Source organism: Natrononativus sp. DTA114 (genome assembly GCF_059736515.1).
Window position 1 is genome coordinate 1 of sequence record NZ_JCASSN010000002.1, and the last position, 25014, is coordinate 25014.

Annotated in this window: 28 protein-coding genes; 13 read left to right on the plus strand and 15 right to left on the minus strand. The window is 67.0% G+C overall.

Translation table 11 applies throughout. The annotated features are described in order from the left end of the window. Positions 1–61 precede the first annotated feature (61 nt). Complete coding sequence (locus tag AC6I6S_RS07960; protein ID WP_497949326.1) at positions 62–961, plus strand: DMT family transporter; 900 nt, start codon at positions 62–64, stop codon at positions 959–961. A 19-nt stretch (positions 962–980) separates the two neighbouring features. Here AC6I6S_RS07960 and hemB read toward each other — a convergent pair whose 3' ends face one another. The 3 genes from hemB to AC6I6S_RS07975 all read right to left on the minus strand — a co-directional run bounded on the left by hemB (position 981) and on the right by AC6I6S_RS07975 (position 4026). Beyond that, complete coding sequence (gene hemB, locus AC6I6S_RS07965; protein ID WP_497949327.1) at positions 981–1985, minus strand: porphobilinogen synthase; 1005 nt, start codon at positions 1983–1985, stop codon at positions 981–983. Positions 1986–2078: 93 nt separating this feature from the next. After that, positions 2079–3116: a branched-chain amino acid ABC transporter permease gene (locus tag AC6I6S_RS07970; RefSeq protein ID WP_497949329.1), complete on the minus strand. Its 1038-nt coding sequence runs from the start codon at positions 3114–3116 to the stop codon at positions 2079–2081. 52 nt (positions 3117–3168) lie between these two features. Further along, complete coding sequence (locus AC6I6S_RS07975) at positions 3169–4026, minus strand: branched-chain amino acid ABC transporter permease (protein ID WP_497949330.1); 858 nt, start codon at positions 4024–4026, stop codon at positions 3169–3171. A gap of 170 nt (positions 4027–4196) precedes the next feature. Between AC6I6S_RS07975 and AC6I6S_RS07980 the strand changes: the two genes are divergently transcribed. Further along, positions 4197–4919, plus strand: coding sequence for an ABC transporter ATP-binding protein (locus AC6I6S_RS07980; RefSeq protein ID WP_497949331.1), 723 nt, complete (start codon positions 4197–4199; stop codon positions 4917–4919). Then, on the plus strand, positions 4916–5653 hold the full coding sequence (locus tag AC6I6S_RS07985; protein WP_497949332.1) for an ABC transporter ATP-binding protein: 738 nt from the start codon (positions 4916–4918) through the stop codon (positions 5651–5653). The genes AC6I6S_RS07980 and AC6I6S_RS07985 overlap by 4 nt, the downstream gene beginning before the upstream one ends. A gap of 28 nt (positions 5654–5681) precedes the next feature. On the opposite strand, the gene AC6I6S_RS07990 is transcribed toward AC6I6S_RS07985, so the two are convergent. The 4 genes from AC6I6S_RS07990 to AC6I6S_RS08005 all read right to left on the minus strand — a co-directional run bounded on the left by AC6I6S_RS07990 (position 5682) and on the right by AC6I6S_RS08005 (position 9065). After that, on the minus strand, positions 5682–6947 hold the full coding sequence (locus AC6I6S_RS07990; RefSeq protein WP_497949334.1) for an ABC transporter substrate-binding protein: 1266 nt from the start codon (positions 6945–6947) through the stop codon (positions 5682–5684). 83 nt (positions 6948–7030) lie between these two features. Then, on the minus strand, positions 7031–7480 hold the full coding sequence (locus tag AC6I6S_RS07995) for a MaoC/PaaZ C-terminal domain-containing protein (RefSeq protein ID WP_497949335.1): 450 nt from the start codon (positions 7478–7480) through the stop codon (positions 7031–7033). Positions 7481–7482: 2 nt separating this feature from the next. Then, positions 7483–8631 (minus strand): acyl-CoA dehydrogenase family protein, encoded by a 1149-nt coding sequence (locus AC6I6S_RS08000; RefSeq protein ID WP_497949336.1) that lies wholly within the window; start codon positions 8629–8631, stop codon positions 7483–7485. Beyond that, positions 8628–9065, minus strand: coding sequence for a RidA family protein (locus AC6I6S_RS08005; RefSeq protein WP_497949338.1), 438 nt, complete (start codon positions 9063–9065; stop codon positions 8628–8630). Before AC6I6S_RS08005 ends, AC6I6S_RS08000 begins: the two co-directional genes overlap by 4 nt. Before the next feature lie 280 nt (positions 9066–9345). Between AC6I6S_RS08005 and AC6I6S_RS08010 the strand changes: the two genes are divergently transcribed. Beyond that, positions 9346–10113 carry an SDR family NAD(P)-dependent oxidoreductase gene (locus AC6I6S_RS08010; protein ID WP_497949339.1) on the plus strand — a complete coding sequence of 256 codons (768 nt, stop codon included), beginning with the start codon at positions 9346–9348 and terminating at the stop codon, positions 10111–10113. A gap of 56 nt (positions 10114–10169) precedes the next feature. Beyond that, on the plus strand, positions 10170–10934 hold the full coding sequence (locus AC6I6S_RS08015) for an enoyl-CoA hydratase/isomerase family protein (RefSeq protein WP_497949341.1): 765 nt from the start codon (positions 10170–10172) through the stop codon (positions 10932–10934). Between the two features lie 21 nt (positions 10935–10955). Here the strand turns inward: AC6I6S_RS08015 and AC6I6S_RS08020 are convergent, their stop codons facing one another. Together AC6I6S_RS08020 and AC6I6S_RS08025 are read right to left on the minus strand one after the other, a co-directional pair. Then, the gene (locus tag AC6I6S_RS08020) at positions 10956–12155 is read right to left on the minus strand and encodes a PQQ-dependent sugar dehydrogenase (protein WP_497949343.1); all 1200 of its coding nucleotides are present in this window, start codon (positions 12153–12155) and stop codon (positions 10956–10958) included. 118 nt (positions 12156–12273) lie between these two features. Continuing rightward, positions 12274–13911, minus strand: coding sequence for an acetate--CoA ligase (locus AC6I6S_RS08025; protein ID WP_497949345.1), 1638 nt, complete (start codon positions 13909–13911; stop codon positions 12274–12276). Positions 13912–14225: 314 nt separating this feature from the next. On the opposite strand from AC6I6S_RS08025, the gene trpB reads away from it, so the two are divergent. Further along, positions 14226–15383 (plus strand): tryptophan synthase subunit beta, encoded by a 1158-nt coding sequence (trpB, locus tag AC6I6S_RS08030; RefSeq protein ID WP_497949347.1) that lies wholly within the window; start codon positions 14226–14228, stop codon positions 15381–15383. 24 nt (positions 15384–15407) lie between these two features. Here trpB and AC6I6S_RS08035 read toward each other — a convergent pair whose 3' ends face one another. Continuing rightward, a complete protein-coding gene (locus tag AC6I6S_RS08035; RefSeq protein WP_497949348.1) occupies positions 15408–16847 on the minus strand; it encodes a serpin family protein in 1440 nt (479 codons plus the stop codon). A gap of 103 nt (positions 16848–16950) precedes the next feature. After that, positions 16951–17283 (minus strand): DUF7561 family protein, encoded by a 333-nt coding sequence (locus AC6I6S_RS08040; protein WP_497949350.1) that lies wholly within the window; start codon positions 17281–17283, stop codon positions 16951–16953. Between the two features lie 79 nt (positions 17284–17362). On the opposite strand from AC6I6S_RS08040, the gene AC6I6S_RS08045 reads away from it, so the two are divergent. The 3 genes from AC6I6S_RS08045 (at position 17363) to AC6I6S_RS08055 (ending at position 19977) form a co-directional block, all read left to right on the plus strand. Further along, the gene (locus AC6I6S_RS08045) at positions 17363–18247 is read left to right on the plus strand and encodes a YkgJ family cysteine cluster protein (RefSeq protein ID WP_497949352.1); all 885 of its coding nucleotides are present in this window, start codon (positions 17363–17365) and stop codon (positions 18245–18247) included. Positions 18248–18316: 69 nt separating this feature from the next. Further along, entirely contained in the window at positions 18317–19252 is a 936-nt protein-coding gene (locus tag AC6I6S_RS08050; RefSeq protein WP_497949353.1) for an NAD(P)H-binding protein, read from the plus strand. Beyond that, complete coding sequence (locus AC6I6S_RS08055; protein WP_497949354.1) at positions 19252–19977, plus strand: DUF7530 family protein; 726 nt, start codon at positions 19252–19254, stop codon at positions 19975–19977. The genes AC6I6S_RS08050 and AC6I6S_RS08055 overlap by 1 nt, the downstream gene beginning before the upstream one ends. Here AC6I6S_RS08055 and AC6I6S_RS08060 read toward each other — a convergent pair. Then, on the minus strand, positions 19974–20147 hold the full coding sequence (locus tag AC6I6S_RS08060) for a DUF5786 family protein (protein ID WP_497949792.1): 174 nt from the start codon (positions 20145–20147) through the stop codon (positions 19974–19976). The two genes, AC6I6S_RS08055 and AC6I6S_RS08060, sit on opposite strands and share 4 nt — an antisense overlap. 104 nt (positions 20148–20251) lie before the next feature. Between AC6I6S_RS08060 and AC6I6S_RS08065 the strand changes: the two genes are divergently transcribed. Further along, positions 20252–21259, plus strand: coding sequence for a DUF5784 family protein (locus AC6I6S_RS08065; RefSeq protein ID WP_497949355.1), 1008 nt, complete (start codon positions 20252–20254; stop codon positions 21257–21259). Positions 21260–21286: 27 nt separating this feature from the next. On the opposite strand, the gene AC6I6S_RS08070 is transcribed toward AC6I6S_RS08065, so the two are convergent. Continuing rightward, positions 21287–21574, minus strand: coding sequence for a DUF5789 family protein (locus AC6I6S_RS08070; RefSeq protein ID WP_497949357.1), 288 nt, complete (start codon positions 21572–21574; stop codon positions 21287–21289). Positions 21575–21799: 225 nt separating this feature from the next. Between AC6I6S_RS08070 and AC6I6S_RS08075 the strand changes: the two genes are divergently transcribed. Together AC6I6S_RS08075 and AC6I6S_RS08080 are read left to right on the plus strand one after the other, a co-directional pair. Next, entirely contained in the window at positions 21800–22579 is a 780-nt protein-coding gene (locus AC6I6S_RS08075) for a PHP domain-containing protein (protein ID WP_497949358.1), read from the plus strand. A 56-nt stretch (positions 22580–22635) separates the two neighbouring features. Next, positions 22636–22800, plus strand: coding sequence for a DUF6757 family protein (locus AC6I6S_RS08080; RefSeq protein ID WP_497949359.1), 165 nt, complete (start codon positions 22636–22638; stop codon positions 22798–22800). A gap of 93 nt (positions 22801–22893) precedes the next feature. On the opposite strand, the gene AC6I6S_RS08085 is transcribed toward AC6I6S_RS08080, so the two are convergent. After that, entirely contained in the window at positions 22894–23217 is a 324-nt protein-coding gene (locus AC6I6S_RS08085) for a 4Fe-4S dicluster domain-containing protein (RefSeq protein ID WP_247108646.1), read from the minus strand. Between the two features lie 159 nt (positions 23218–23376). Between AC6I6S_RS08085 and AC6I6S_RS08090 the strand changes: the two genes are divergently transcribed. Further along, complete coding sequence (locus AC6I6S_RS08090) at positions 23377–23763, plus strand: thiol-disulfide oxidoreductase DCC family protein (RefSeq protein ID WP_497949361.1); 387 nt, start codon at positions 23377–23379, stop codon at positions 23761–23763. Positions 23764–23786: 23 nt separating this feature from the next. Here the strand turns inward: AC6I6S_RS08090 and AC6I6S_RS08095 are convergent, their stop codons facing one another. Further along, positions 23787–24959 carry an MFS transporter gene (locus AC6I6S_RS08095; protein WP_497949362.1) on the minus strand — a complete coding sequence of 391 codons (1173 nt, stop codon included), beginning with the start codon at positions 24957–24959 and terminating at the stop codon, positions 23787–23789. Positions 24960–25014: the final 55 nt, after the last annotated feature.

Below are 25014 nucleotides of genomic sequence, written 5' to 3' on the forward strand. Positions count from 1 at the left end.
CCCCGCCCCCCCCCCCCCCCCACGGCCGAACTGTTATTTTGCTTGCCGAGAACCGTGGGTCATGCGGTACCGAACTGCCGCGACGTTCCTGCTCGTCGCCGCGATCTGGGGGACCTCGTTTCCCGCCGTCCGTGCCGGCGTCCAGGTCGTCCCGCCCGTCCTGTTCGCCGCCCTCCGGTTCGACGCGACGGCGCTGCTCGTCCTCGGGTACGCGATTGCTCGAGGGTACCGGTGGCGACCCTGTCGTGGCGATCTCCCGGGTATTCTCGCCGGCGGTGCGCTGCTCGTCGCCGCCCATCACGCGCTGTTGTTCGCCGGCCAGCAGTACGTCACGAGCGCCGTCGCGGCGGTCGTCGTCGCGACGATCCCCATCCTCACAGCCGGCCTCTCGCGGCTGTTGCTTCCGACCGAGCGCCTGACGGTCCTCGGCGGCCTCGGGTTCGCGCTCGGTTTTCTCGGAACGGCGATCGTCGCGAATCCCGACGCGTCCGGCCTCGAGTCGGCGAACTCGTTCGGCGTCGGACTGGTGCTGGCGTCCGCGCTCGCGTTCGCGCTCGGCGCGGTCCTGATCCAGCGAACCCGGAGCGATCTTCCCGTCGCCGCACTCCAGGGCTGGATGATGCTCGTCGGCGCGCCGATGCTCCACCTCGCGAGCGTCGCGCTGGGCGAACCCCAGTCCGTCGAGTGGACCGGCGGGGCGGTGATCGCGTTCGTCTACCTGGTTCCCGTCGCCGGCGGGGTCGGCTACCTGCTGTACTTCGTCCTGCTCGATCGGCTCGGGTCGGTGGAACTCAACCTGGTGAGCTACGTCATCCCGGTGTTCGCCGCGCTCGTCGGCTGGCTCGCGCTCGCCGAGGGGCTCGCGGCGACGACCGTGGTCGGCTTCGCCGTCATCGCACTCGGCTTCGCGTTGATCAAGCGGGGGGCGCTGGCGGAGGTGCTCGGTCGCGCCGGCTCGTAGCCTCCTGCGGCCGAATCGCCTACAGAGTCTCGGCGACCGCCTCCGCGAAGTACGTCAGGATCAAATCCGCCCCTGCTCGCTTGATCGAGAGCAGCGACTCGAGTGCCGTCTCCTCGAGATCCAGCCACCCCTTCTCGCTCGCCGCGTGGAGCATCGCGTACTCCCCGGAGACGTTGTAGGCGGCGATCGGGTGGTCGAACTCGCGGCGAAGGTCGCTCACGATATCGAGGTAGGGCAGGGCGGGTTTGACCAGCAGCACGTCCGCGCCCTGTTCGACGTCGAGGGAGACCTCACGCATCGCCTCGCGGCGGTTCGCCGGGTCCATCTGGTAGTGGCGCCGGTCCCCGAAGGCGGGCGCCCCGTCGGCGGCGTCGCGAAAGGGGCCGTAGAAGGCGCTCTGATACTTCGCCGCGTAGCTCATGATCGGGACGTGCTCGTACCCCTCGCGGTCGAGCGCCCCGCGGATGACCTCGATCATCCCGTCCATCATCCCGGAAGGTGCGACCATGTCCGCGCCGGCGGCCGCGTGGGAGGTGACGATCCGCTCGAGGGCCGCGAGGGTTGCATCGTTGTCCACCGTGGTGGTCGCCTCCCGGTCGGCGCAGTCGTGGGCTTCTTCCCGGAGGCCGGCTTCCAGCGGTCCGCAGTGGCCGTGATCCGTATACTCACAGAGACAGACGTCGGTGATGACGTACGCGTCTGTCTCGTCGGTGATTCGGCGGGTCGCCTCCTGAATCACGCCGTCGGCGGCCCAGGCGCGGGTTCCCTCGGGGTCCTTGGACTCGGGAATGCCGAACAGCATCACCGCCTCGACGCCGGCCTCGAGCACCTCCTCGACGCGAGCCACGGCGTCCTCGACGGGCACCCGCTCGTGACCCGGCATCGACTCGATCGGAATTCGCTCGTCAGTCGTCGCGTCGACGAAGACGGGGGCGATGAGGTCAGAGGGCTCGAGGCTCGTCTCGCTGACCAGCCCCCGAATGCGGTCCTGTCGGAGCCGGCGGGGACGGTGGGTGAGGTCCATACTGGGAGTACCGAGGGGACGCCCAAAAGCCGTGCGCTCGCGGCGTCCGCTCGAGAGACGATCGGAGCGAAAGCGCGCCGCGGCTCGAGGTGGCTACCGAAGCCGATCCGCGAGTGACGAGGTGAGGTCGGTTCGCGTGTCGCTCTCCCAGAGTTCCCTGGCCTTCGGGACGATGCCGTCCCGGAAGTACAGAAAGAGGATGATCAACAGTGCACCGAAGATAGCGGTACGCCACTGGCCGGCCTCCTGGAGGCGTTCGTTGAGGTAGACGACCACGCCGGCGCCAACGACGGGACCATACAGCGTCCGCATTCCGCCGAGGACGAGCATGATCAGCACCAGTACGTCGACGGCGGCGAACTCGAACATCGAGGGGACGATGTAGCGTTCGGACTGGGCGTACAGCGGCCCGACGAGGCCGATGATCGCCGCCCCGGTGAAGCCGGCGATCGTCTTGTAGCGGACGACGTCGATGCCGACGGACTCGGCGGCGACCTCGTCCTGGCGGATCGCCTTGAACGCCAGTCCGTACTTCGAGGCCATCAACAGCCGGTAGAGGACGAGCGTTGCGGCCAGGAAGACGAGCAACACGTAGTAGAGCGCGACGAACGGGTTCCAGTTCAGCGTCTCGGTGAGGAACGTGACCTCGAGTTCGGTAAACGCGAAGCCGGTGTTACCCCCCGTGATGTCCCGCGCGCCGACGAAGAACTGCGTGAGCGCGAGCTGGAGGCTGAGGGTCAGGATCGCGATGACGATCACGGTCATCCCCCGGCGGGCCGAGACGTAGCTCACGAGGAGACCGGCGGTGCCGGCGGCGAGGCCGCCGACGGGCCACAGCAGCCAGGCGGAGACGCCGAGGCTCTCCGCCAGCAGCGCCGTCGTGTAGGCACCGATTCCCGCCAGCGCGCCGACGAACAGGAACAGCTGGTCGGTGTGGCCGAAGACGAGGTTGAGCGCAACGGTGAGGATGGCGAACACCAGAAAGATGACGAGCAGGCGCGCCTGGTAGGTCATCCCCGCCTCGACGACGAACAGGGGCAACAGCGCGAGCGCCCCCACGACCAGCCCGATGTCGCCGAACGACCGAAATCGGTCGAAGAGCCCGCTCGAGCCGACGCCGTCAGTACTCATCGTTCCTCCGCGCTGTCGGTCGATTCGTTCGGTGTAGTGATCGGTGTCATGGTCACGAAATTTCGTCGGGTCGCAACACGAGCACGCCAACCGCCACGGCGAACAGGATCACCATCGAGACGTAGGCGCCGATGAAGTAGTTCCCGAAGGTGAGCACGAGGCCGAGCAGGAGGCCCGCGACGACGGTGCCCTCGATGTTTCGCACGCCGCCGACGATCGAGACGATGATCGCGAAGATCGTGAACTCGAAGGCGTCGCCGGGGCCGACGGCCGACTGCAAACTCCAGAGCAGCCCCGCGATCCCCGCGAGGACGACGCTGAGTACGAAGATGAGCGTCCGGATCCGCCGCGGATTGATCCCGCAGAGCAACGCCCCGGTTTCGTCCTGGAAGACGGTTCGCGTCGCCTTCCCCAGGTAGGTTTTCCGGAGAAAGACGAACAGCGCAAACAGGACGACGCTCGAGAAAGCGATCACGAGTATCGTCGATCCCCGCACGCTCACCCCGGCAATCGTCTGCGAGGACATGCCGTGGGGAAGCGAGTAGCCGAGCGGGTAGTAGACGTACAGCAGTCCGTCGAGGAAGATGGCCAGCCCCAGGGTCGTGAAGATCCCGAGCAGGATCCGATCCTCCCCCTCCGAGCGGTAGACGCTCGAGAGCAGCGCCCGGTCGACGCCGAGGCCGAGGCCGGCGACGGCGGCGACGCCCACCAGCGCCGCGAGCGCCGTGTGGGGCACCATCGGCAGGACGACGACGCCGGCGACGACGGCGATCACGGAGAACACGCCGAGCGAGAGGTTCAGGACGTTCCCCAGGCCGAAGACGAGGGTGATTCCGGCGCCCAGAAGCGCGAACAGCAACCCACGAGCCACTCCGTCGATCGCCACCTCGAGGAGTGTTATCACATCCATCGATGTTCCCTACCTTTCTCGCTGCCCGTTTATACTTTTCCGAAGCCGTGTGGCTGACTGACTGACACGCCACGAAGCCGCATCTACAGGGACTGAATCGCCGATTTGTGGTCCGGACAGCAGCGAGGGCCGAGCCAAACTATTTAACGGTGGGCGGCAATCGGTGGGCCATGCTACACGTCTCCGGGGTCACGAAAACCTTCGGAGGGCTCGTCGCGGTCGACGACGTGAGCTTCACCCTCGAGTCCGAGGAACTGGTCGGGCTCATCGGTCCCAACGGCGCGGGAAAGACCACGCTGTTCAACGCGATCAACGGCATTTCGCCACCGGATTCCGGAACGGTGCGGTTCGACGGGACGCCGATCACGGGGCTGAAGCCGAACCAGATCTGTCACCACGGGCTCGTCCGAACCTTTCAGATCGTCCGCACCTTCAACGAGTCCACCGTCCTCGAGAACGTGCTCACCGGCGCCGTCTTCGGCTCCGGCGCCGACCGATCGATACCCGAGGCCCGCGAGCACGCTCGGCAGTTCGTCTCCTTCGTCGGCCTCGAGGGGTTCGAGGAGACCGAAGCCCGCCACCTCACGATGGCCCAGCGAAAGCACGTCGAACTGGCCCGCGGGCTTGCAGCCGACCCGAAACTCCTGATGCTCGACGAGATCGGCAGCGGGCTCACTCCCCAGGAGATCGACGAACTCACGGCGACGATCGTTCGTATCCGAGACGAACTCGGGATCTCGGTGCTGTGGATCGAACACGTGGTGGAGGCGATCATGGGGAACACCGACCGCATCCTGGTTCTCAACGAGGGGGCGCTCATCGCCGAGGGAACGCCCGCGGAGATCCAGCAGAACGACCTCGTCGCACAGGCGTACCTGGGTGATGCGGTGTGAGCGACGACGTTGCGGACGGTGCGAGCAACGACGTGACGGTTCGGGTCTCGGACGTGAACGTCTCGTACGGGGACCTCCAGGTGCTCTGGGACGTCTCGATGCAACTCACCGAGGACGATCGAGTCGTCGCGCTGATCGGCCCCAACGGCGCCGGCAAGACGACGCTGCTGAAGACGCTGTCGGGACTGCTCGCCGTCGACTCCGGGCGAATCGATCTGTTCGGCCGGGACGCGAGCGACCTCTCGCCGGACGAGATCGTCGATCTCGGCTTCGTTCACGTCCCCGAGGCGCGAAACCTCTTTACGGACATGACCATCGTCGAGAACCTCGAGATGGGTGCCTTTCGCCGTCGCGACTCGTTCGAAGACACTCGCGACGAGGTGTTCGACCTGTTTCCGGTCCTCGAGGAGCGCCGGGATCAACGCGCCGGCACGCTCAGCGGCGGCGAACAGCAGATGCTCGCCATCGGTCGCGGGCTGATGGCCCAGCCGAAAGTGCTGGCGCTCGACGAACTCTCCGTCGGGCTGGCGCCGAAGCTCGTCGCGCGAGTCTTCGAGAAGGTCGAGGCGATCAGCGAGGAGACGACCGTGTTGCTCACCGAACAGCACGTCCACGAGGCGCTGGGGCTCGCCGACCGGGCCTACCTGCTCGAGAACGGGCGCATCACCCTCGAGGATTCGGCGGACGCGCTGCTCGAGAGCGACCGCGTGACCGAGGCCTACCTGCGAGACTGAGGCGGAGCGGCTCCCAACGAGTGGGCGATCAGGGAGCGTCTTCGACGAGCGGTTCGACGATCTCCGCGTCCATCGGATCGCTGCGGAACTCCTCCTCGAGGTGGAACTCGCCGTCGGGGTAGTAGTCCGGGCCGCCCGACTGGAGCGTGCTGAACAGCGCCGTGACGCCGTCGATTTCGCCCCACTCGTTGTATCGGAGCGGCTCGGCGAACAGCGTCTCGAGTTCGATCTCCCTGATGGCGGTGGCGATCTCCGTCGGGTCCGTCGAGTCGGCCTCCTCGATCGCCGTCGCGATCAGCTGGCCGGCGGCGTAGCCGTACCCCTCGTGGGTGTCCATCCGGTCGTCTCGCGCGTCGGCGAAGCGTCCGGCGACCTCGCCGAATCGGTCGCCGTAGACGTCGGTCACGTGCAGGTGAGCGAAGCTCTCGCCGGCCTCGCCGAGTCCTTCGTGGAGCACGCGCGGCGGCAGTCCGGCCCCGGTCGTGAGCTCGTGCTCGAGGCCGATCTCGCGGGCCTGCGTGTGGATCGAGATCGAGCCCGGCGGGTGGCCGGTCGCAACCAGCAGGTCGAGATCGTCGGGCAGGTCCCGCAGGAACGGCGTGAAGTCGCTCTCGCCGAGCGGTGTGACTTCGACCGAGATGTCGACGTCGTCGGGGAAGAACCGCTCGATCTGGTCCTCGACCGTCCGTCCCCACTCGTAGTCGGCGACGATCGCGCCCACGGTCTCGTAGCCTCGCTCTTCGATCAGGTCGGCCTGGGGCTGGAGGTCCATCGGCGCCGGAAGCGACCCCATCCGGAACGAGTAGCGCGACTCCTTTGTGTGGAGCCGGTGGGTTCCCGCCATGTGTAACACCATCGGGACCTCCATCTCCTCGGCCGTGATGGCGGTCCGGATGCCGACGTCGCTTGAGACCGGACCCGTCACCGCGACCGCGTTCTCCTCCTCGACGAACCGCCGAAACACCGTGTCGGCCTCCCCCGCGTCGCTTTCGGTGTCCGTGTCGACGATCTCGAGTTCGCGGTCGAGCACCCCGCCGTCGTCGTTGATCTCCTCGATCGCGAACTCGAGGCCCGCCTCGTGTGCGGCGCCCCACGGTGCGAAGTTGCCGGACAGGGGCTGCAGCGAGCCAATGACGATCGGTCCGTCGCCGTCGTCGCCGTTGGCGCCGCTGTCGCCGTCGTCCTCGCTGAGACACCCCGCGACTAACCCGGTCGCCGCGGCACCTGCACCCGCGAGAACTGTTCGCCGGCCGAGCGCGTCGGCCCGCCGACCCCCAGACATGTTGTATGGCATCGAGTGCCACATGGCTGTAACTCGAAAAAAGCCTTCCGGTGGCACCTATCACTGTCTCCTCTCGACGAACGGACGCGGCCGGCTTACCGACCGGCTCCCCGACGTTCGACGACCACGAGGTCCTTGCGGGAGTGGACGAGGTCGCCGCCGGCGTTCGCGGCCTCGAGACCGAAGGTGACCAGTCCCCGTTCGGCGTTCCACCGGTCTTTTTCGACGACAGAGACGGTAACGGTGAGGCGATCGCCGGGACGGACTGGCTCGTGCCATCGCAACTCGTCGATTCCCATCGCGGCGACGATGGCGACCCCCGGAAGCACGTGCTCGGCGAACGGGCGCATACACATCGACGCGGTGTGCCAGCCGCTCGCGATCAACCCGTCGAAGTTCCGCTTCGCCGCCTCGTGATCCACGTGAAACGGCTGCGGATCGTATCGGCGGGCGAACTCGAGGATCTCCGCCTCCGTGACCTCGACGGTTCCCGGCTCCCAGGACTGGCCGCCCTCGAGGTCCTCGAAGTACTGCAGTTCGGACATGGTCACTCGTACAGCCGGTTTGCGACGACGAGTCGGTTGATCTCGTTGGTACCGTCGTAGATCTGGGTGCCCTTCGCCTCGCGCATGTAGCGCTCGAGGGGGTAGTCCTCGGAGTAGCCCCGGGCGCCGTGGACCTGGACCGCCTCGGTAGCGATCTCCATCGCGGCGTCGGTGGCGAACGTCTTCGCCATCGCGGCCCGCTGGGTGATCCGCTCGCCGCGGTCTCGCTGGTCGGCCGCCGAGAGGGTCAGCAGACGGGCAGCCTCGGTGCGAGAGGCCATATCCGCGAGTTTGAACCCGATCCCCTGGAACTCCCGGATCGGCTGGCCGAACTGCTCGCGTTCGTCGGCGAACTCGCGGCTGGCCTCGAAGGCGCCCTGGGCGATGCCGACGCCCTGGGCGGCGGTGCCGAGTCGGCCGACGTCGAGGCCCTCCATGATGTACCGGAACCCACAGCCCTCCTCGCCGACCAGATTCTCCGCGGGCACTCGCAGACCGTCGAATCGCAACTCGCTCTCGACGGCGGTGTTGCCCTCCATACAGGGGATGTTTCGGACGACCTCGAACCCCTCGCGCTCGCCGGGCTCTGGGACGCCGATGAGGCTGATCCCCTCGTGGCCCTCGCCGCCGGTTCTGGCGACCACGAGCAGGAAGTCCGCGACCGCGCCGTGGGTCGTCCAGATCTTGTGGCCGTCGATCACCCACTCGTCGCCCTCGTTTCTGGCGGTGGTCTCGAGATTCGCCGCGTCGCTGCCGGCCTCGGGTTCGGTCAGCGCAAAGGCCGGAATCCACTCCCCGCGACAGATCCGCGCCAGCCACTCCTCGCGCTGGCGGTCGGTGCCGAACTCGTTGAGCGGATAGCCCACCAATCCGCAGGCGATGTTGACCGCGCCGGCGGTGAGCTTCCAGGTGCGGGCGAGTTCCTCGACGGTGATCGCGAACGACCGATAGTCTCCGCCGCCGCCGTCGACGTCCTCGGGGAACGGAACGCCGGTAAATCCGGCCTCCCCGATCAGCCGGACGAGATCGACGGGAAACTCCCCCTCGCGCTCGTGGCGGTCGATTTCGGGCTCGATAGTTCCCTCACAGAACTCGCGAACCTCCTCGCGGTGGGCCTCGTGGCGCGCCTCGAGTTCGAAGCGGTCGATCATAGCGCTCCGGGGTCGTGGTCGTCGTCCGGCCCGGCCGGATCGATCACGGCGAAGCCCTCCATCTCGATCAGTGCCTCGTCCTTGAAGAAGCCGCTCACCTCGAACAGCGCCATCGCGGGGTACTCCTCGACGTAGTCGGCGAAAATCTCGCCGATCGCCTCCAGGTTGTCGCGGTAGGCGTCGCGATCGGCGACGAAGACGTTCAGCTTGACGATGTCCGCACTCGAGCCGCCGGCCTCCTCGACGACCGCCGCGAGGTTCGCCATCACCTGTTCGAACTGACTCACGAGGTCCCCCGGGGCGACGATGTCGCCGTCCGGACCCGACGCGTCCTGGCCGGCGAGAAAGAGCAACTCGCCGTTCTCGACGGTGAGGCCGTGGTTGAACCCCTTCGGGGGTGCGAGTTCCTCCGGCGTGACGATCTGCTTGCGCATGGGTGACACGTCGAAACGGGCGGTAAAGAAGCTACGCCTCGTCGGGGCGATTCGACTCGAACGAAACGCCCGCACAAAACATCCGAACCGGCCGGCCGAGTAAACCACCGCGGGCGGGGCTGAAAGGGGCTGGCGCTCTCGCGGTGTTTTCACCGACAGCAGAGCATTCACAGCGGTATCCGTCCATCACCGCGAACCGGCGAAACACGCTTTGCCCCGGCGCGTGATCGAGAACTGTCATGCGCAATCCAGTGCTCGCCCGGGAGCCGCGGAGGGATCGATGCCGGTAACCGAAGCCGACCTCGAGGGCCAGGTCGCCGTCGTCACCGGCGGCACCCGCGGAATCGGCCTCGAGATCTCGCGAACGCTTGCGGCCGCCGGCGCGGACGTGGTGCCGGTGTCGCGCACCGAGGCAGACGTCGAGGACGCGGCCGCGATCGTCCGCGAGGCGGGCGGCGAGTCGCTGGTCGCCCCCGCCGACGTCACCGACTCGGCAGCGGTCACAACCCTCTTCGACCGCGTCGCCGACGAACTCGGGAGCGTCGACATCCTGGTGAACAACGCGGGGATCAATCCGCTCGAGGGGATGGGAACGCCCGAAACCGTCGATCCGGAAGCGTTCGAGAACGTCATCGAGGTGAACCTCGAGGGCGCCTTCACCTGCACGAACGCGGCGGGGGAGTATTTGCTCGACGGCGGCGGCGCGGTCGTCAACGTCGCGAGCACCGCCGGCCTCGTCGGGATCAAGCGCCAGCACGGCTACGTCGCCTCGAAACACGGCCTCGTCGGACTCACCAAGAGCGCGGCGCTCGACTGGGCGCCCGACGTCCGGGTCAACGCGGTCGCGCCCGGGTACGTCGACACGGAGCTCACCGAACCCGTACAGCAAAACGAGGAGCTGTACGAGCGGCTGCTCGAGCGCACGCCCGCGGGCCGGTTCGCCGACCCGGGGGAGGTGGCGAGTGCCGTGGCGTTCCTCTCGAGCGACATGGCCTCGTTCGTCACGGGAGAGTGTCTGGTGGTCGACGGCGGGTGGACGACGCAGTAATTAGCGGGACCGAACACGACGAAACGACTACAACGGGCCGCGGTGACGGCGAAGACATGGTCAACGCAGGGTTCTCGATCGAGGACGGGATCGCGCGGATCGAACTCCAGCGGCCGGAGGCGCTGAACGCGGTCGACATGCCGACCAAACGCGAGATCATCGATCGCGTGCAGGGATACAAGACGAACGACGAGGTCCGCGTCGTCGTTTTCCAGAGCGAGGGCGAGACGTTCTGTGCCGGCGGCGATATCAAGGAGGTCCGGGAGCGGGAGTACGCCCTCGAGCCCTTTACGGAAAGCTGGAACGAACTGTTCGAGGCGATGATGGGGCTGGGCAAACCCACCGTCGCGCGGATCGACGGCTACACGCTCGGCGGCGGGTTCGACCTCATGCTCCACACGGACATTCCGATCGCGGCCGAGGACGCCCAGCTGGGCCAGCCCGAGGTCGGACTGGGGATCGTGAACCACTTCTCGCCGCCGATGCTGCAGGCGACAGTCGGCCTGACGAAGACGCTCGACATGATGTTAACGGGCGAAACGATCAGCGGCAAGGAGGCCGACCGGCGAGGGCTCGTCGCCCGCAGCGTACCCGCCGAGGAATTGGACGAGGAAGTCGACGCCGTCGCCGAGTCGCTCGCCGAGAAGAGCCCGCGCGTGCTCCGCAAGCTCAAGGACGGGATCTACGCCACCGCCGAGATGTCGCCCCGGGCGAGTCGGTCGTACCTCGAGTCGATCTCGCTCGAGGCCGCCCGCGAGGATCCGGACTACCGGGAGGGGGTAGAGGCGCAACTCGAGGACCGTGAGCCGGAGTGGGAGTAACGAAACCGGATTCGCGCGGACCTACTCGGGAACGAATCGCACGAGCGGCGCGTCGTCGTCGTCCACCAGCACGTAGAGGTGGCCGGTTTCGGGATCGACCTCGACGTCCCTGATCCGCCAGCCGCGGCCCTCGAGCAGCGGGTCGACTTCCTCGACCGCTATCTCCTCGCGCTCGGTGCCCTCGACGGTGAACCGGCCGAGGTACTCCCCCGCGAGGTTGCCGACGAACAGGTCGCCCTCCCAGTCAGGAAAAGCGTCGCCGTCGTAGAAGGTCATTCCGGCGGGCGGGAAGCCGCCGGTGTTGCACTCCCAGTAGTAGACCGGCGGTATCGTCTCATCGACTTCGTCGGGGTCCGCTGCGACCGGCTCGTCGGTGCCGTACTCGCAGCCGTAGGTCGCGATCGGCCAGCCGTAGTTGCCCCCCGCCTCGATGACGTTTAGCTCGTCGCCGTCCTCCTCGCCGTGTTCGCTCTGCCAGATCGCCCCCGTCTCGGGGTGGACCGTCATCCCCTGGGCGTTGCGATGGCCGTAGCTGTAGATCGCGTCCTGGGCGTCGTCGTCATCCACGAAGGGATTGTCCTCGGGAATCGAGCCGTCGGGCTCGAGGCGGAGGGTCTTACCGAGGTCAGAGGTCAGGTCCTGCGAGACGTGATCGTCGGTGAAATCGGTGTCGCGGAGGTCCCCGGTCGTCACGTAGAGTGCGCCGTCCTCGCCGAAGACGGCCCGCGAACCATAGTGCTGGTTGGTGTCGCGGAACGGCTCGGCGACGAACAGCTCCTCGAAGTCCTCGAGTTCCGGGCCGTCGGCGTCGAGTCGCCCCCGCCCGACGTGGGTAGTCGACTCGCCCTCGTCGTTCGCCGCGGCGTAGGTGAGATAGACCCACGGCTCCTCGTCGAACTCCGGGTGGAGGGTGACGTCGAGCAGGCCGCCCTGGCCCGCCGCGTACACCTCGGGGACGCCGTCGATCTCCCGAACGTCCGCTCCCTCGCGGTCGAGCCGGGTCAGCCGTCCCTCGAGTTCCGTGAGCAAAATCCCGTCCCCGTCGGGGAGAAACGTGATCCCCCAGGGGCTGTCGAACCCCTCGGCTATCGTCTCGAGGGCGGCCCCCTCGAGGTCGCCGTTCTCGAGATCGTTCGTCCCGGTACAACCGGCAGTTGCGAGGGTCCCGACGGCGACGCCGGTTCGGACGAACGTTCGCCGATCGACAGTGAAGCGTGTCATCGATAGCAGTACGCCTCCACATCGAGCGCTCATTTAGTTCTCGTGTCGCTAACTGATGAACGATCGCGGCGATACCGGTCGAAGACGGACGCAACCGCCGAATCCTCGCGTGACCCGGCTACTCCTCGCGCTCGCGGAGCTTCGCCCGCTGGATCTTCCCCGTCTCGGTCGTCGGCAGCTCCGCCACGTACTCGATCGCGCGGGGATACTTGTAGGGAGCGATCCGCTCTTTCACGTAGTCCTGGAGCGCCTGGGTGAGGTCGTCGCTCGCGTCGACGCCTTCATCGAGGACCACGAACGCCTTGACGAGCTGTCCGCGCTCGTCGTCGGGAACCCCGATGACGGCCGTCTGGTACACCTCATCGCGCTCGAGCAGGGTGTCCTCGACCTCGGGGCCGGGGACGTTGTAGCCGCCGGTGATGATCAGGTCGTCCCGGCGGGACTTGTACTCGAAGCGGCCGTCCTCGCGGTGGACGAAGATGTCGCCGGGGATGCTCCAGCCGTCGTGGCTGTTCTCGCGTTGCTTCTCGGGTCGGTTCCAGTAGGTGACGCCGGTCGGCCCGCGCACCAGCAGGATGCCGGCCTCGCCCCGCTCGAGTTCCTCGTAGGTGTCGGGATCGACGACCTTGCACTCGTAGCCGGGGACGGGAAAGCCGGTCGCCGTCGGATCGATCTCGTCGTCGTGGCGGTGGCTGATGAAGATGTGGAGCATCTCCGTCGAGCCGATACCGTCGATCGGCTCGACCCCCAGATTGTCGACCACGCCCTCGTACGTGCTCGGCGGGAGCGGTTCGCCCGCGCTCACCGCTCGCCGCAGCGAGGAGAGGTCGTACTCCGCAATGAGGTCCTCGTGTTCGGAGAGCATCTGGTTGTACGCGGTCGGGATCGACGCCAGGATCGAGACGTCGTCCTCCTGAATCGCGTCGAGCAGCTTCTTCGGCGTCGGTTCCTGGATGATCCGGGTCGTCGCGCCAAAGCGCAGGGGGAAGGCAACCAGCATCCCGTAGCCGAAGGTGAAGGCGATGGGGGCGTTGCTCGTGAACACGTCCGAGGGCTCGGGCTCGAGGCAGTAGCGGGCGTAAGTGTCCGTGATCGCCATCATCTGGCGGTGGGTGTGAACCGTCCCCTTCGGCCTCCCGGTGGTGCCGCTCGTGTAGGCGATCATCACCAGGTCGTCCCGATGGGTGTCCGGTTCGGGAAGGTCGGTGCTCGCCGCCGCCAGCAGGTCGTCGTAGGAGTGGTGGTCGTGGTCGATCCCGTTGTCCTCGACGACGACGATCTCCTTGAGGGACTCGAGGCCGTGATCCTCGCGGGCGATCTCGAGTTCGTCGAGCAGGTCGTCGTAGACGACGGCGTAGGAGGCGCCCGAGTTCTCGACGACGTAGCTGATCTCGTTCGCTCGCAGGAGCTTCATCGACGGAACGGTGATCGCGCCGATCTTCTGGACCGCCAGGCAGGTGACGACGTACTCCGGACGGTTCGGGAACCGGACGAACACCCGGTCGCCGGGTTCGGCTCCGAGCTCGAGCAACGCGTTGGCGACGCTGTTGACCCGCTGGCGGAGCTCCTCGTAGGTGAGCGTCTCGTCGGCGGCGATCACCGCCGGCTCCTCACCCCGGCCAGCCTCGACCTGGCGGTCGACCATCTCGTAGGCCGCGTTCAGCCGTTCCGGATAGTGTACCTCGGGAACCGCGTGAAAGCACGTCGGCTGTACCTCTTCGTCGGGGAGATTCGCGGTCGGAACGGAGTCCTGCATGTATGGTACTCGCTACTATGGCTCACAATCATAATTCTACCGTCCGAATACACGCCCAAACGACCGTCTGGCGACCGGTTACTGTAGAGTAGTGCCACCTCATGGGGGAATCTATCCACTGGCGCCGTAATCAGTCCAGCAAGTGCCGATCGACTCCGGTGCGCACCTGTCTCATACAGTGGCGGCAGTCGGTGCGGGGTAGTATCGTACAATGACACGTTTGTACGGGTGCCAACAGAGTGCGACGGATTCGTACACTGTGGCATGGTATGACGGAGCGTAGGTTTATCTACCGCGCCGGACATGTTCGATTCATGTCCCACGGTGATTTCGAGGGCTACGGCGGCCGGCACGTGCCGGAGCCGCTACACGACCCGCTCGACCAGCTCGCGAACGCGTACGACGAGATCGGCAAGAGCGACGGCTTCCAGGCCGAATTCCGGGAGCATCTCGAGGAGTACGCCGGCCGGCCGACCTCGCTGTATCACGCAAAGAACCTGAGCGAACCGTACGACGCCGAGATCTACCTCAAACGCGAGGACCTGCTCCACGGCGGCGCCCACAAGATCAACAACGCGCTCGGACAGGCGTTGCTCGCAAAAAAGGCCGGGAAGGAGCGCCTGATCGCCGAGACCGGCGCGGGTCAGCACGGCACCGCGACGGCGATGGTCGGCGCGCTGTTCGGCCTCAAAACGGAGATCTACATGGGGAAGAAGGACGTCGAGCGACAGAAGATGAACGTCTTCCGGATGCGCCTGATGGGCGCCGAGGTCAACGAGGTCACCCGCGGCGGCGAGGGGCTGGCCGACGCCGTCGACGCCGCCTTAGAGGACATGGTCGAAAACATCGACGACACCCACTACCTCGTGGGATCGGTCGTCGGCCCGGACCCGTTCCCACGGATGGTCCGGGACTTCCAGTCCGTCATCGGCGAGGAGGCCCGCCAGCAGTTCATCGACCGGACTGGCGGGTTGCCCGACGCCGCCGTCGCCTGCGTGGGCGGCGGTTCGAACGCGATGGGGCTCTTTCACGCCTTCCGAGACGACGAGGAGGTCGCCCTCTACGGAGCCGAGGGTGGCGGCGAGGGGGCGGACTCGAGTCGTCACGCCGCCCCGCTCGCGGCCGGAAACGACGACGTCATCCACGGGATGAAAACGCGCGTCATCGACGAGGACGTCGAGGTCCACTCCGTCTCCGCCGGGCTCGACTACCCCGGTGTCGGCCCCGAGCACGCCATGTTCCGCGAGATCGGCCGCTGCGAGTACACCGGCGTCACCGACGACGAGGCGCTGGCGGCCTTCCGGGAACTGAGCGAGACGGAGGGAATCATCCCGGCGCTCGAGTCGAGCCACGGCGTCGCCCGCGGGCTACAACTCGCCGAGGAGGGCGACCACGACACGATCCTCGTGAACCTCTCCGGTCGCGGGGACAAGGACATGGAGACCGCGGCGGAGAAGTTCTCCTTCGAGTAGTACGACGGCGAGGACCCATCGTACCTACCCCTCCTGCAGCGTTTCGCCGTCGACGACGCGGCCGGCGAACAGCGGCGTCTCCGTCGGCCGGTCCAGGACGTAGAAGAGGAACGGGCGGTCGACGGCGAGTTCGACGCGATCCGGCGGCGCGCTCTCTTCCATCACCACGGCGGTCGCCGCCGCGGCCTCCGTTCCCAGCTCGTCGACCTCGACGAAGCTCTGGTGGATGATCTCGGAGATGGCGAGCCCGTTATCGCCCTCGGTCATTCCCGAGAAATCTGCGTCGGAAAACGCCCGCTCCATCCCGAGTTCCCGCATCGTTTCGACCAGGCTAAACTTCGACTCGATGCCGAACTTCGGCATCGCGATCTCCACCTCCGGCCGGGCGGTTTCGCCGAGCAGCGTCGCGAGCCGGTCGACCGAGAGCGCCTCCTCGAACGCCTCGAACTCGCCCGCCGCGGGGAGGACGATCACCATGCTCGTGTCGTCGTTCGCGTAGGGCAGTTCGACCAGCTGATGGCCGTCGATCTCGGCGTAGGGAACCTCGATCGACTGGTGCATCGTCTCAACCGCGGTCTCCTCGCCGTCGAGACCGGTGAACGACGCCGGCTCAGTGTCCGCCTCGCTGAACGGGTACTTCCACATCGCCTCGAAGTAAATCGCGTTCGTCAGCACGAGCCGCGTCAACGAGCTGATCGACTCCTCGGGGAGCAGGTCCTCGATCCGGTCGTTCGTTCGCTCTGCGACCCACTCGTTGATTCGCTCGCGGGCCTCCTCGGGCGAGCCCGAAAAATCGACCAGCTGCATGCCGGCGCCGTAGTACGCCTCGAGCAGCTCCAGGAACGCGTCGTCGAACGCCATCCCTTCCTCGCCCCACGTCGAGTTGGCCGTCGACAGCTGGAACGCTGGGCCGTCGTGATCCTTGCCGGTCGGGTCGTCGACCTCCTCGCCGTCGCTCGCGGACCCCGTCCGCTCGCTGCTCGAGGTGCGTAGCCCCTCGCCGTCCTCGTTTCGTCGCGCAAATTCGGCCTCGAGCGCCCCGAAAGCGGGGTGGAGTTCGTCTCCCTCGAGTTCGTACCGGAGCGCGTCGGCCATCTCCGCGGCGGTGTCGCCGCGGGCGCCCGCGTAGGTCATCGCCAGCGCGACCGAGACGCTGTACGGCGAGCAGAACAGGTTGGCGTCGGGCTCCTGCTCGCGCAACTGCTCGAGCAGGTCGAACGAGAACGCGAGGTTGCCCCGCACCTGCTCGGCCAGGGCGGCCTCGTCGATGTCGAGATCGGTGGCGAGCTCGAGCTGCGGGAACTCGGGGACGTCGTAGTCGTCGAAGCCGTTGCCGCCGCTCGAGCCGGTTGCGGGGTCGTCGTCGGTGTCGTCGTCCGCGGGCTCGTCGTCGCCGAGACAGCCGGCCGCGCCGGCGAGGAGGGCGCCGGTCAGCGCCAGCACGGTTCGTCGCTCCGTGTTCATACGTCGACGACGGACAGAACCGGTAAACGCTTTCTGCAGGGTGAAATCGCCGTTTTAGCTTGAAAGAGTCGCCAGAATCGCCGAGCCGGTGACGCCCGGGTCGCTACCGCTTGAGCCGCGACGTTTCCTCGTCGACGACCTCGAGGGCGTCGACATCGGCCTCGACCGGATTTTCGGGCAGGGCCTCGATACAGGGAAAACACAACAGATAGCGAGCGTCGCCCCCTCGCCCGCCAAGCGTCGGTTTCGCCTCCTCATCCGCGGACGGCTCGTCGTCTTGCAGGTCGCCCGAGCGGTCCGCGGGACGGCCCTCCTCGTCGTCGAACTCGAGAACCATCGCGGTCCCCTCGCCGCCCTCGCCGAACGTCCAGAGGTTGGCGATTCCGCCGGTGACCGAAACCGGGCGACCGCAGCCGTCACAGGAGTCCTGGCCCATGGTCGATATGGGTCGGGAACTGTGAAAGTCGTTCCCCCGCCCTCGAGTATTTATGCAACCTGGCCGCGTCGTTCCGGCCATGGAGGTGAACTGCGAGGGCTGTGCCGGCTGCTGTCTCGACTGGCGACCGCTGCTCGCCGACGGCCTCGCGACCGACCACGAGCGCAGGGGGCCGCGGGCACCCCTCGACGACGTCTACAACCTCGTCCCGCTCGAGCGCGAGGAGATCCGCGCGTTCCTCGCAGCCGGTTACGGCGACGCGCTGGTCCCACGGCTCTGGGCCGCCGACGGGCCGGCGGAGGGCGTCGAAATCGACGGCCACACCGTCGCCGCCGTCGCGGGCCGTCCGGCGTTCTTCGTCGGGCTTCGCAAACCGCCGAAACCGGTCGCGCCGTTCGGTGAGGCCCCCGCGTGGCTCCCGACCTGCGTCTTCCTCGACCCTGATACCCTCCAGTGTCGAATCCACGGCGACGAGCTGTATCCCGCCGAGTGCGCGGAGTACCCGTCGCACAATCTCGCCCTCGAGCAGGAAACCGAGTGCGAGCGCGTCGAACGGCAGTTCGGCGGCGAGCGGCTCCTCGACGGCGAACCTACCGACGCCGGCGGGCTGTTGCTCGGCCCGCAGGCGATCGGGCAGAAACTCTTCTGTCACCCACGCCCCGAGGAACTCGAGGGAGCGGTCGCACGCGCAGCCGCAGGCGATCTCACGACCGAAGATCGCGCCGAGTTCGTCGCGATCGCCGCGGCCTCGAGTCCCGGCACGCTCGCGATTTCGGAGCCCCACTACGAGCGGACGAGAGAGGAGGTTCTCGAGGCGGCGTCGTGGGCCGGACGGGCGTTCCGGGAGTGGACGGATCGCGCCGCCCGGGAGAACCCGGAGCCGGAACTCGGCGCGACCGTCGAGGAGCGCCGTGGCGCGCCGCCCACGCCGGGGTGGGGCGGGGGCGAGGCCGGGTCGGAGTGAGCCGACGCAGAATCCGTCGAGATCGGCTACAAGCCGACCAGTTAAGCGACTGATCGTCGTATTCGACGTATGAACGTGCTCGTGACGGGTGCGACGGGCTTCATCGGCGGGCGACTCGTCCCGTCGCTGCTCGAGGAGGGTCACGACGTCTCGGTGCTCGTCAGGGACGCCGACGACTACGACGCCCCCGGCGGCATCACGGTTTTCGAGGGCGACGTCCTCGATCCCGGCAGTTTCGAGGGGGCGCTCGCCGAAGTCGAGGCGGCCTACTATCTGATTCACTCGATGGGGAGCGGCGAGAACTTCGAGGAACGCGACCGCCGTGGCGCGCGCAACTTCGAACGGGCGGCGAGTGCGGGCGGCGTCGACCGCGTGATCTACCTCAGCGGCCTCGGCAGCGACCGCGACGACCTCTCCGCGCACCTCCGGTCGCGCCGGGAGGTCGAAGGGGTGCTGGGCGAGGGATCGTTCGATCTGACGGTGCTCCGGGCCGCGATCATCCTGGGGAACGAGAGCACGAGCTTCCAGATCCTCCAGCAGCTCGCCTCGCGGCTCCCGGTGATGATCACCCCGGAGTGGGTCCGGACGAGGTGCCAGCCGATCGGCGTCGACGACGTAATCGGCTATCTGACCGGCGTGCTCTCGGTTCCCGAAACCGCCGGGGGAACCTACGAGATCGGAGGCCCGTCGGTGCTCACCTATCAGGAACTGCTGACGACGACGGCCGAGATCGTCCACGGTCGCGAGCCGATGATCGTGCCGGTTCCCGTGCTTACGCCGCGGCTGTCGGCGTACTGGGTCGACCTCGTTACCGACGTTCCCGCGGACGTGGCACATCCGCTGATAGAGGGGATGACCAACGAGGTGGTCGTCACCGACGATCGGATCGAGGACCTCGTCCCGATCGAGTTGACGCCGATCGACGAGGCGATCAGCCGGGCCCTCGAGGACGACACCGGCTGGGGTGACGTCCCGCTCGAAACGCTGGAGCCGGGCGCGGAGTGATGGATCTCGAGTACGGCGAAACGTGGGTGTACGAGAGCATCGTCGGCGCACTGCCGGGGATCGACGTCTCCGATCGGTTCGCGATCGCAGTCCAGTTGCTCGGCTTCGAACTCGCCGTGTTGATCGTCGCCTGGATCTACGACCTCTGGAGCGCCGTCCTCGCGGGAACCGCCGCGGTGGTCGTCGCCGCGGCCGGCAGCTGGCTCATGCTCGAGTACAGCCGGGCGGTGCGAGAGCTCCCGACGCCGCCGGCGTACCGGCGGCTGCTGTTCGGCTCGAGCATCGAGGTCGTCCTCGGCGTGCTGGCGTTCGTCGCCTTCGTCACCTACCTGTTCGTCTACGATCTCCAGGCGAGTGCGGATCCCCTGCTGACGTCGCTGTTCGGCTCGGAGCCGCCGCCGGCCGCCGCGTTCGTCCTCCTGCTGATCTGCTGGGACGTCGTCTACCGGATCGGGACCTGCTGGTGGGCGACCGTCGCCGGCCTCTGGCGGGCCGTTCGCTACGGCTTCGACGCCGAAATCACCGCCCGGTTCGCGCGGGTCGATACGATGAACGTCCGCTTCGCCGCGGTTCAGCTGGTGCTGGTCCCGTTCGTGCTCGACAGACCGCTACTGGTCGCGGCGATCTGTGGCCACGCGGTCGCCGTCGCGGCGGTCGCGACGCTCTCGGTGGTTTGCCAGCGCCGCACCAGCACGGAAGAAGCCGACCCGTTCGTTCGGCGCTAGTTCGATTTCATCTCTTCGAACTTGCTCAACAGCTCTTCGGCCGAGTCGCCGGAGTCGTACTCGATCTTCCCGTGATAGACGGTTCGCTCGTCGTCGAAGTCCGCATCCACCCTCGAGGCCTGTTGCTCACGGCGCTCGTGCTCATCCTCGTCGTAGGCACCCATTGACATGGTAAGTACACTCATACTTGGTAGCTGTCGCTTATTAATGTAACGGTCGTACACATCCCCGCCGGAGGACAACACGTATCCGGTCGCGGTTCCTACGAAACAGCGTGGCACGGCCGCTTCGCTTCCGTTACTCGCCCCAGCACTGGAGCGAGCAACGGGTCCGCCAACAGATACTGCAACCGCTTCGGAGCAACATCGGCGCTCGAGCCGTCGCCCCTCACTTCGACACCAACGGTGGCTGGGAGACCCACCGCTTCGAGATGGCGAACGGCGACCTCGCGCTGTTCACCCGCCGCGAGGACGAGGCCTACTGGATGGGCAACACCGAGACCCCATCTTCGCTGTGGAAGACCGACAAGTTCGGCTGGGAGGAGGTCCCCTACCACGTCTCGCGGTGGGCCCAGCGCGAGCTACTCGCGACGCTGCACGAGACGGACCCGTGGCTCGCCGACTACCCCCACATCTCCTGGTTCTTCCTCCCCGTCTTCATGTCCAAGGACGGCCGCGAGTCGACCCGGGCGTTCTTCAGAGAACACGCCGCCGGCTTCCCGGACGCGAGCCGTCGAGAGACGACTCAGTTCCTCGAGTCGTTCCTCGAGACGGGCACGCTCGACGCGTACAGACATACGATGGCCGGCAAACTCGGGACCAGCGATCACGTCGACCGCGTCCGCATGAGCGCCGCGATGGCCGAGTTCATCGCGGCGAAGGTGTTGACCGATGCCGGATACGAGGTGACGCCCGAAATCGAGGTGACGACGGGTCACTCCCTGGACTATCGGGCGAAAGACGACGAGACGAACGTGCTGGTCGAAGTCACCCGTCCGCAGCCGCCGGCCACCCGCGCCGCCAGCGGTCCCGTCGCGGCCGTCCGGGACACCGCCGAAACGAAGACGAGCGGGCAACTCGCAGAGCACGGCGGCGGCGCGGTGCTGTTCGTCGACTGCTCGAGCTTTCGGGACGACTCCTGGGCCGCGGTCAGGGGCGAACAGCCTGACGTCCGTCACCGCCCGGCGGTCGTCTATCGCGCCCGCCCGGACGGCCGAGTCGAAGGCTACCGAAAGGGATCGGTGCCCCTCGAGTTGGATGGGGCGCTCGAGTTTCTCGACTGAGGGGTCCGAAAGCGAAGCCGACTGGTTCTAGAACGACACCGCATCCGGCGCCTCCCGGCTGCCGAGCGGCGTCGGGTCGCGGTCGCTGTAACCGAAGCGACCGATCGCCTTACGACTCACCGCCGAGTAGAGCGCGAACTGCGCCTCTTCAGGCGATTCGAACGTTTCGTCCTCGAGCCGAGAGAGCGCCTCGCCCACCGTCTCCGAACCGTTCGGCAACTCGAGGGTGTGGTCGCCGTAAGCGTCGATCAGTTCCCGCGTGGTCGCCGGGTAGGAGTGCGATTCGACGAGCGCGTCGACGTTGGTCATGAACATCGTGATTGGAACCGCGTGAACAATAATTATAAATATTGTCCATAAACAATTCGCCAGAGGACCGTACTCCTTTGACGGCCTAGAGTCCCTAGTAGTCACTGAAAGCCAGTACGTGGACCGTTTCAGTCGTTACCGGTCGTACGCGCCGTTCAGCCGACGAGTTTCGAATCGATTCGTCGACGGCGTTGAGAAACGGCTTTACTGTCCTGCCCAGTCGGATAGGGTATGCCCTACGCGGACTTGCACGTCCACACCACGCGTTCCGACGGGAGCCTCGAGCTCGAGGCCGTCCCCGACGCCGCTCGGCTGGCCAACGTTTCGGTCGTCGCGATCACCGACCACGACCGGCTCCAACCGTTCGACGAGCCGGTGATCGAACGCGACGGCGTGACGATCCTCCACGGCGTCGAGTTGCGCGTCGAGGCTGCAAGCGGTCTGCGCGTCGACCTGCTGGGGTACGGCGTCAACCCTGCGCCGGAGCTCGAGACCGCCTTTTCGGAGCTCCAGGAAAACCGCCGCGAGCGCGGGCGAGCCATCGTCGACGCGGTCGAGAAGCGCCTCGAGATCGACCTCGACGTCACCGTCGACACCGGCTTCGGCCGCCCCCACGTCGCGCGGGCGATCGATTCCCACCCCGGAACGGAGTACGACTACGAGGACGCGTTCACCCACCTCATCGGTAACGACGGGCCGTGTTTCGTCCCCCGCGAGATCCCGTCGTTCGCGTACGGTCGGCAACTGCTCGCCGACCACTGCACGCTCGTCTCGCTCGCCCACCCGCTTCGCTATCCGGACGTCGAAGCCGCCCTCGAACTGGCGGCCGACTGCGACGCCGTCGAACTCCACTACCCCTACGGCCGCGAGGTCGACCTCGAGCCCGTCGAGCGTGCGATCGACGAACACGGTCTGCTGGCGACCGGCGGAAGCGACGCCCACGACGACCGCCTCGGCGTCGCCGGGCTCTCGAAGGAGGAGTATCGGCATCTGTTGCTTCCGCCACGGTAGCGGAAGCACGGGGCGATAGCGGAGGGTTCAATGCCCCTGGCTCCGTACAGTTGGGCATGAACTGTCACTACTGCGACCGCGAAGCTGCGTTCGCCGCGGAGTCCGACGGCCTCAAGGTCGGCCTCTGTGAGGAGCACTTCCGCGAGCGGTTGCAGGAGCTCGCCGAGGCGGACGACCTCGAGACGCTCAAGGAGCGCGTCGACGTCGACCGCGCGGAGTAACGACGGCTCTCGCTTTCCTTCGACCGGCTTCTGTGCGGGGCTGGCCGGATCCAGACGGCAGCCCGGCGCATCCGGACCCGGGTTCGACGTGACTCAGGCCGTTCGGCCGGCGTCGACGTCGATCGCGTCGACCGGACAGACGTCGACACAGAGCATGCAGTCGATACACTGCGCCTCGTGGGTCGGTTCGGCCTTCTTCTCGCTTTCGGGGTGGCCCGGCGTGTCGACCCACTCGAAGACGTCGACGGGACAGTCCTCGAGGCAGGCGCCGTCAGCGATACACAGGTCGTAGTCGACGGCGACGTGGGTGCCGTGGATGCCGAGCTGTTCGGGCTCGTCGACCGGCCCCCAGACGGCAACACCGTTCTCTTCCCCGACTTTCTCTCGGTTCTCGTGGAACTGCGGGTCTATGGCCATTGCTAGCAGAGACGATGCGGGACGCGACCTTAAAAGTACGCATCGTCGGAATCCCCCGCAGGCAAGGGGTTTCATCACGCGCCGGCTGGCGCCCCCGTGCCAGACGCGTACGTTGACGCGACTGTCGGATTTTTCTTCCCGGACCCCTTCAGAATCGATATGAGCGATTCCACGGAGGCGAAACCGCGACTGGTGTACGACGACGACTGCGGGTTCTGTACCTGGTGCGTCCGCTACGCCGCCGCCCGCGGAGAGTTCGAGGTCGTCGGCTTTTCCGACCTCACGCCGGACCAACTGGCACGTCTTCCCGAGGACTACGAGGACTGCTCGCACCTGCTCACCCAGGACGCCGTCTACTCCTGTGGCGAGGGCCTCGAGCAGGCGATCGCCCGGTTCGACACGCCCGCTCGGTACCTTTCGTTGGCGTTCCAACATCTGCCGGGGCGGGGTCGGATTCGAGAGGGCGGCTACCACGCCGTCGCCGGGAACCGCGGCGTGTTCGGCCGATTCATCAGCTGTCGGCCGCCCGCACGCCAGGAGGAGTAACGCCGCCTGGAGACGGAGAGCGCTCAGTACCCGAGCGTTAGCGCCCAGTTGATCGCGAGCGCACAGAAGACGAGCGCCAGTAATCCCGCGAGTACGCTAAAGGAAACATCCCAGCCGAACAGGTCCGCGAGCAATCCCGTTCCGACGGAGCCGAGCGCGCCGACGACGCCGTAGACGGTGCGGACGAGGCCGAACCCCGCGCCGCGTTCGGCTTCGGAGAGTTCGTCCATGAAGCGCGGCAGCAGCGCCGCCCCCCAGCCCAGCCCCGTCCCGAGCAGGACGACCGCCGCGGCCACCGCGAGCCAGCCCGGAACGGCGATCAACAGCGCGAGTCCGATCACGGCGAGGACCATACAGCCTGCAGTAGTCACCTCGCGGCCGTACCGATCGGAGGCCGCACCCACACCGATCTGCATGATCCCCTGGACGACGAAGTACGCGCCGAAGACGGTCGCCGCGGTCGTCGCCGACTGGCCGCGGTGGTCGATGAGAAACGTCGGCATGAACGACGCGGTTCCCTGCCAGACGAACGCCGCGAGCACGGAGAGGCAGACGGTGAACGCGATTTTCGGCCGGGCGAGGAGTTCGAACATCGCCTCGAGTTCGAAGCGCTCGGCCATCGGCTGATCCGGGCGGCGGGGCTCGGTGGGCCGAACCCGCCAAGCGAACACCACGAAAATCGGGACGGCGATCAGCGCGCCGATGGCGACGGCGGGGCGCCAGCCGTAGCGGACGCCGATCCAGGCCGCGACGACCGGAGCGACCAGCCCCGCGGCCGGCCCGCCGCCGTTGTGGATGCCGATCGCCGTCCCGATGTCGTCGTAGGTGCGGGTGAGCAGCGTCGTCGCGACGCTGTAGTGCAGCCCCGCGAGCGTCCCGAGCAGTACCGTCGCGAGCATGAAGACAGCGAACGCCGGCGAGAGGGCGATCAGTAGGCTCGAGACGGCCGTCCCGCCGATAGCGACGAGGATTATCAGCCGCTCGCCGTAGCGGTCCGCGAGCACGCCGCTTGGAAACTGCGAGAGGAAGTAACTCATCCACAGCCCCGTGAGCGCGACGCCGATCACCGTACTCGAGATCTCGAACTCGGCTTCGATCTCCGGGACGACCGGACTGATCGCTAACCGCGCGACCATAGTCGCGAAGAACGCGAGCGTACACAGCGCGAGGACGGTGTCCCGGTATCGCCAGCCCATCGAGTGGATCCGTCGTCAGCGACGACTCACTCGAGGCTCGGCCCACGCCGCCAAA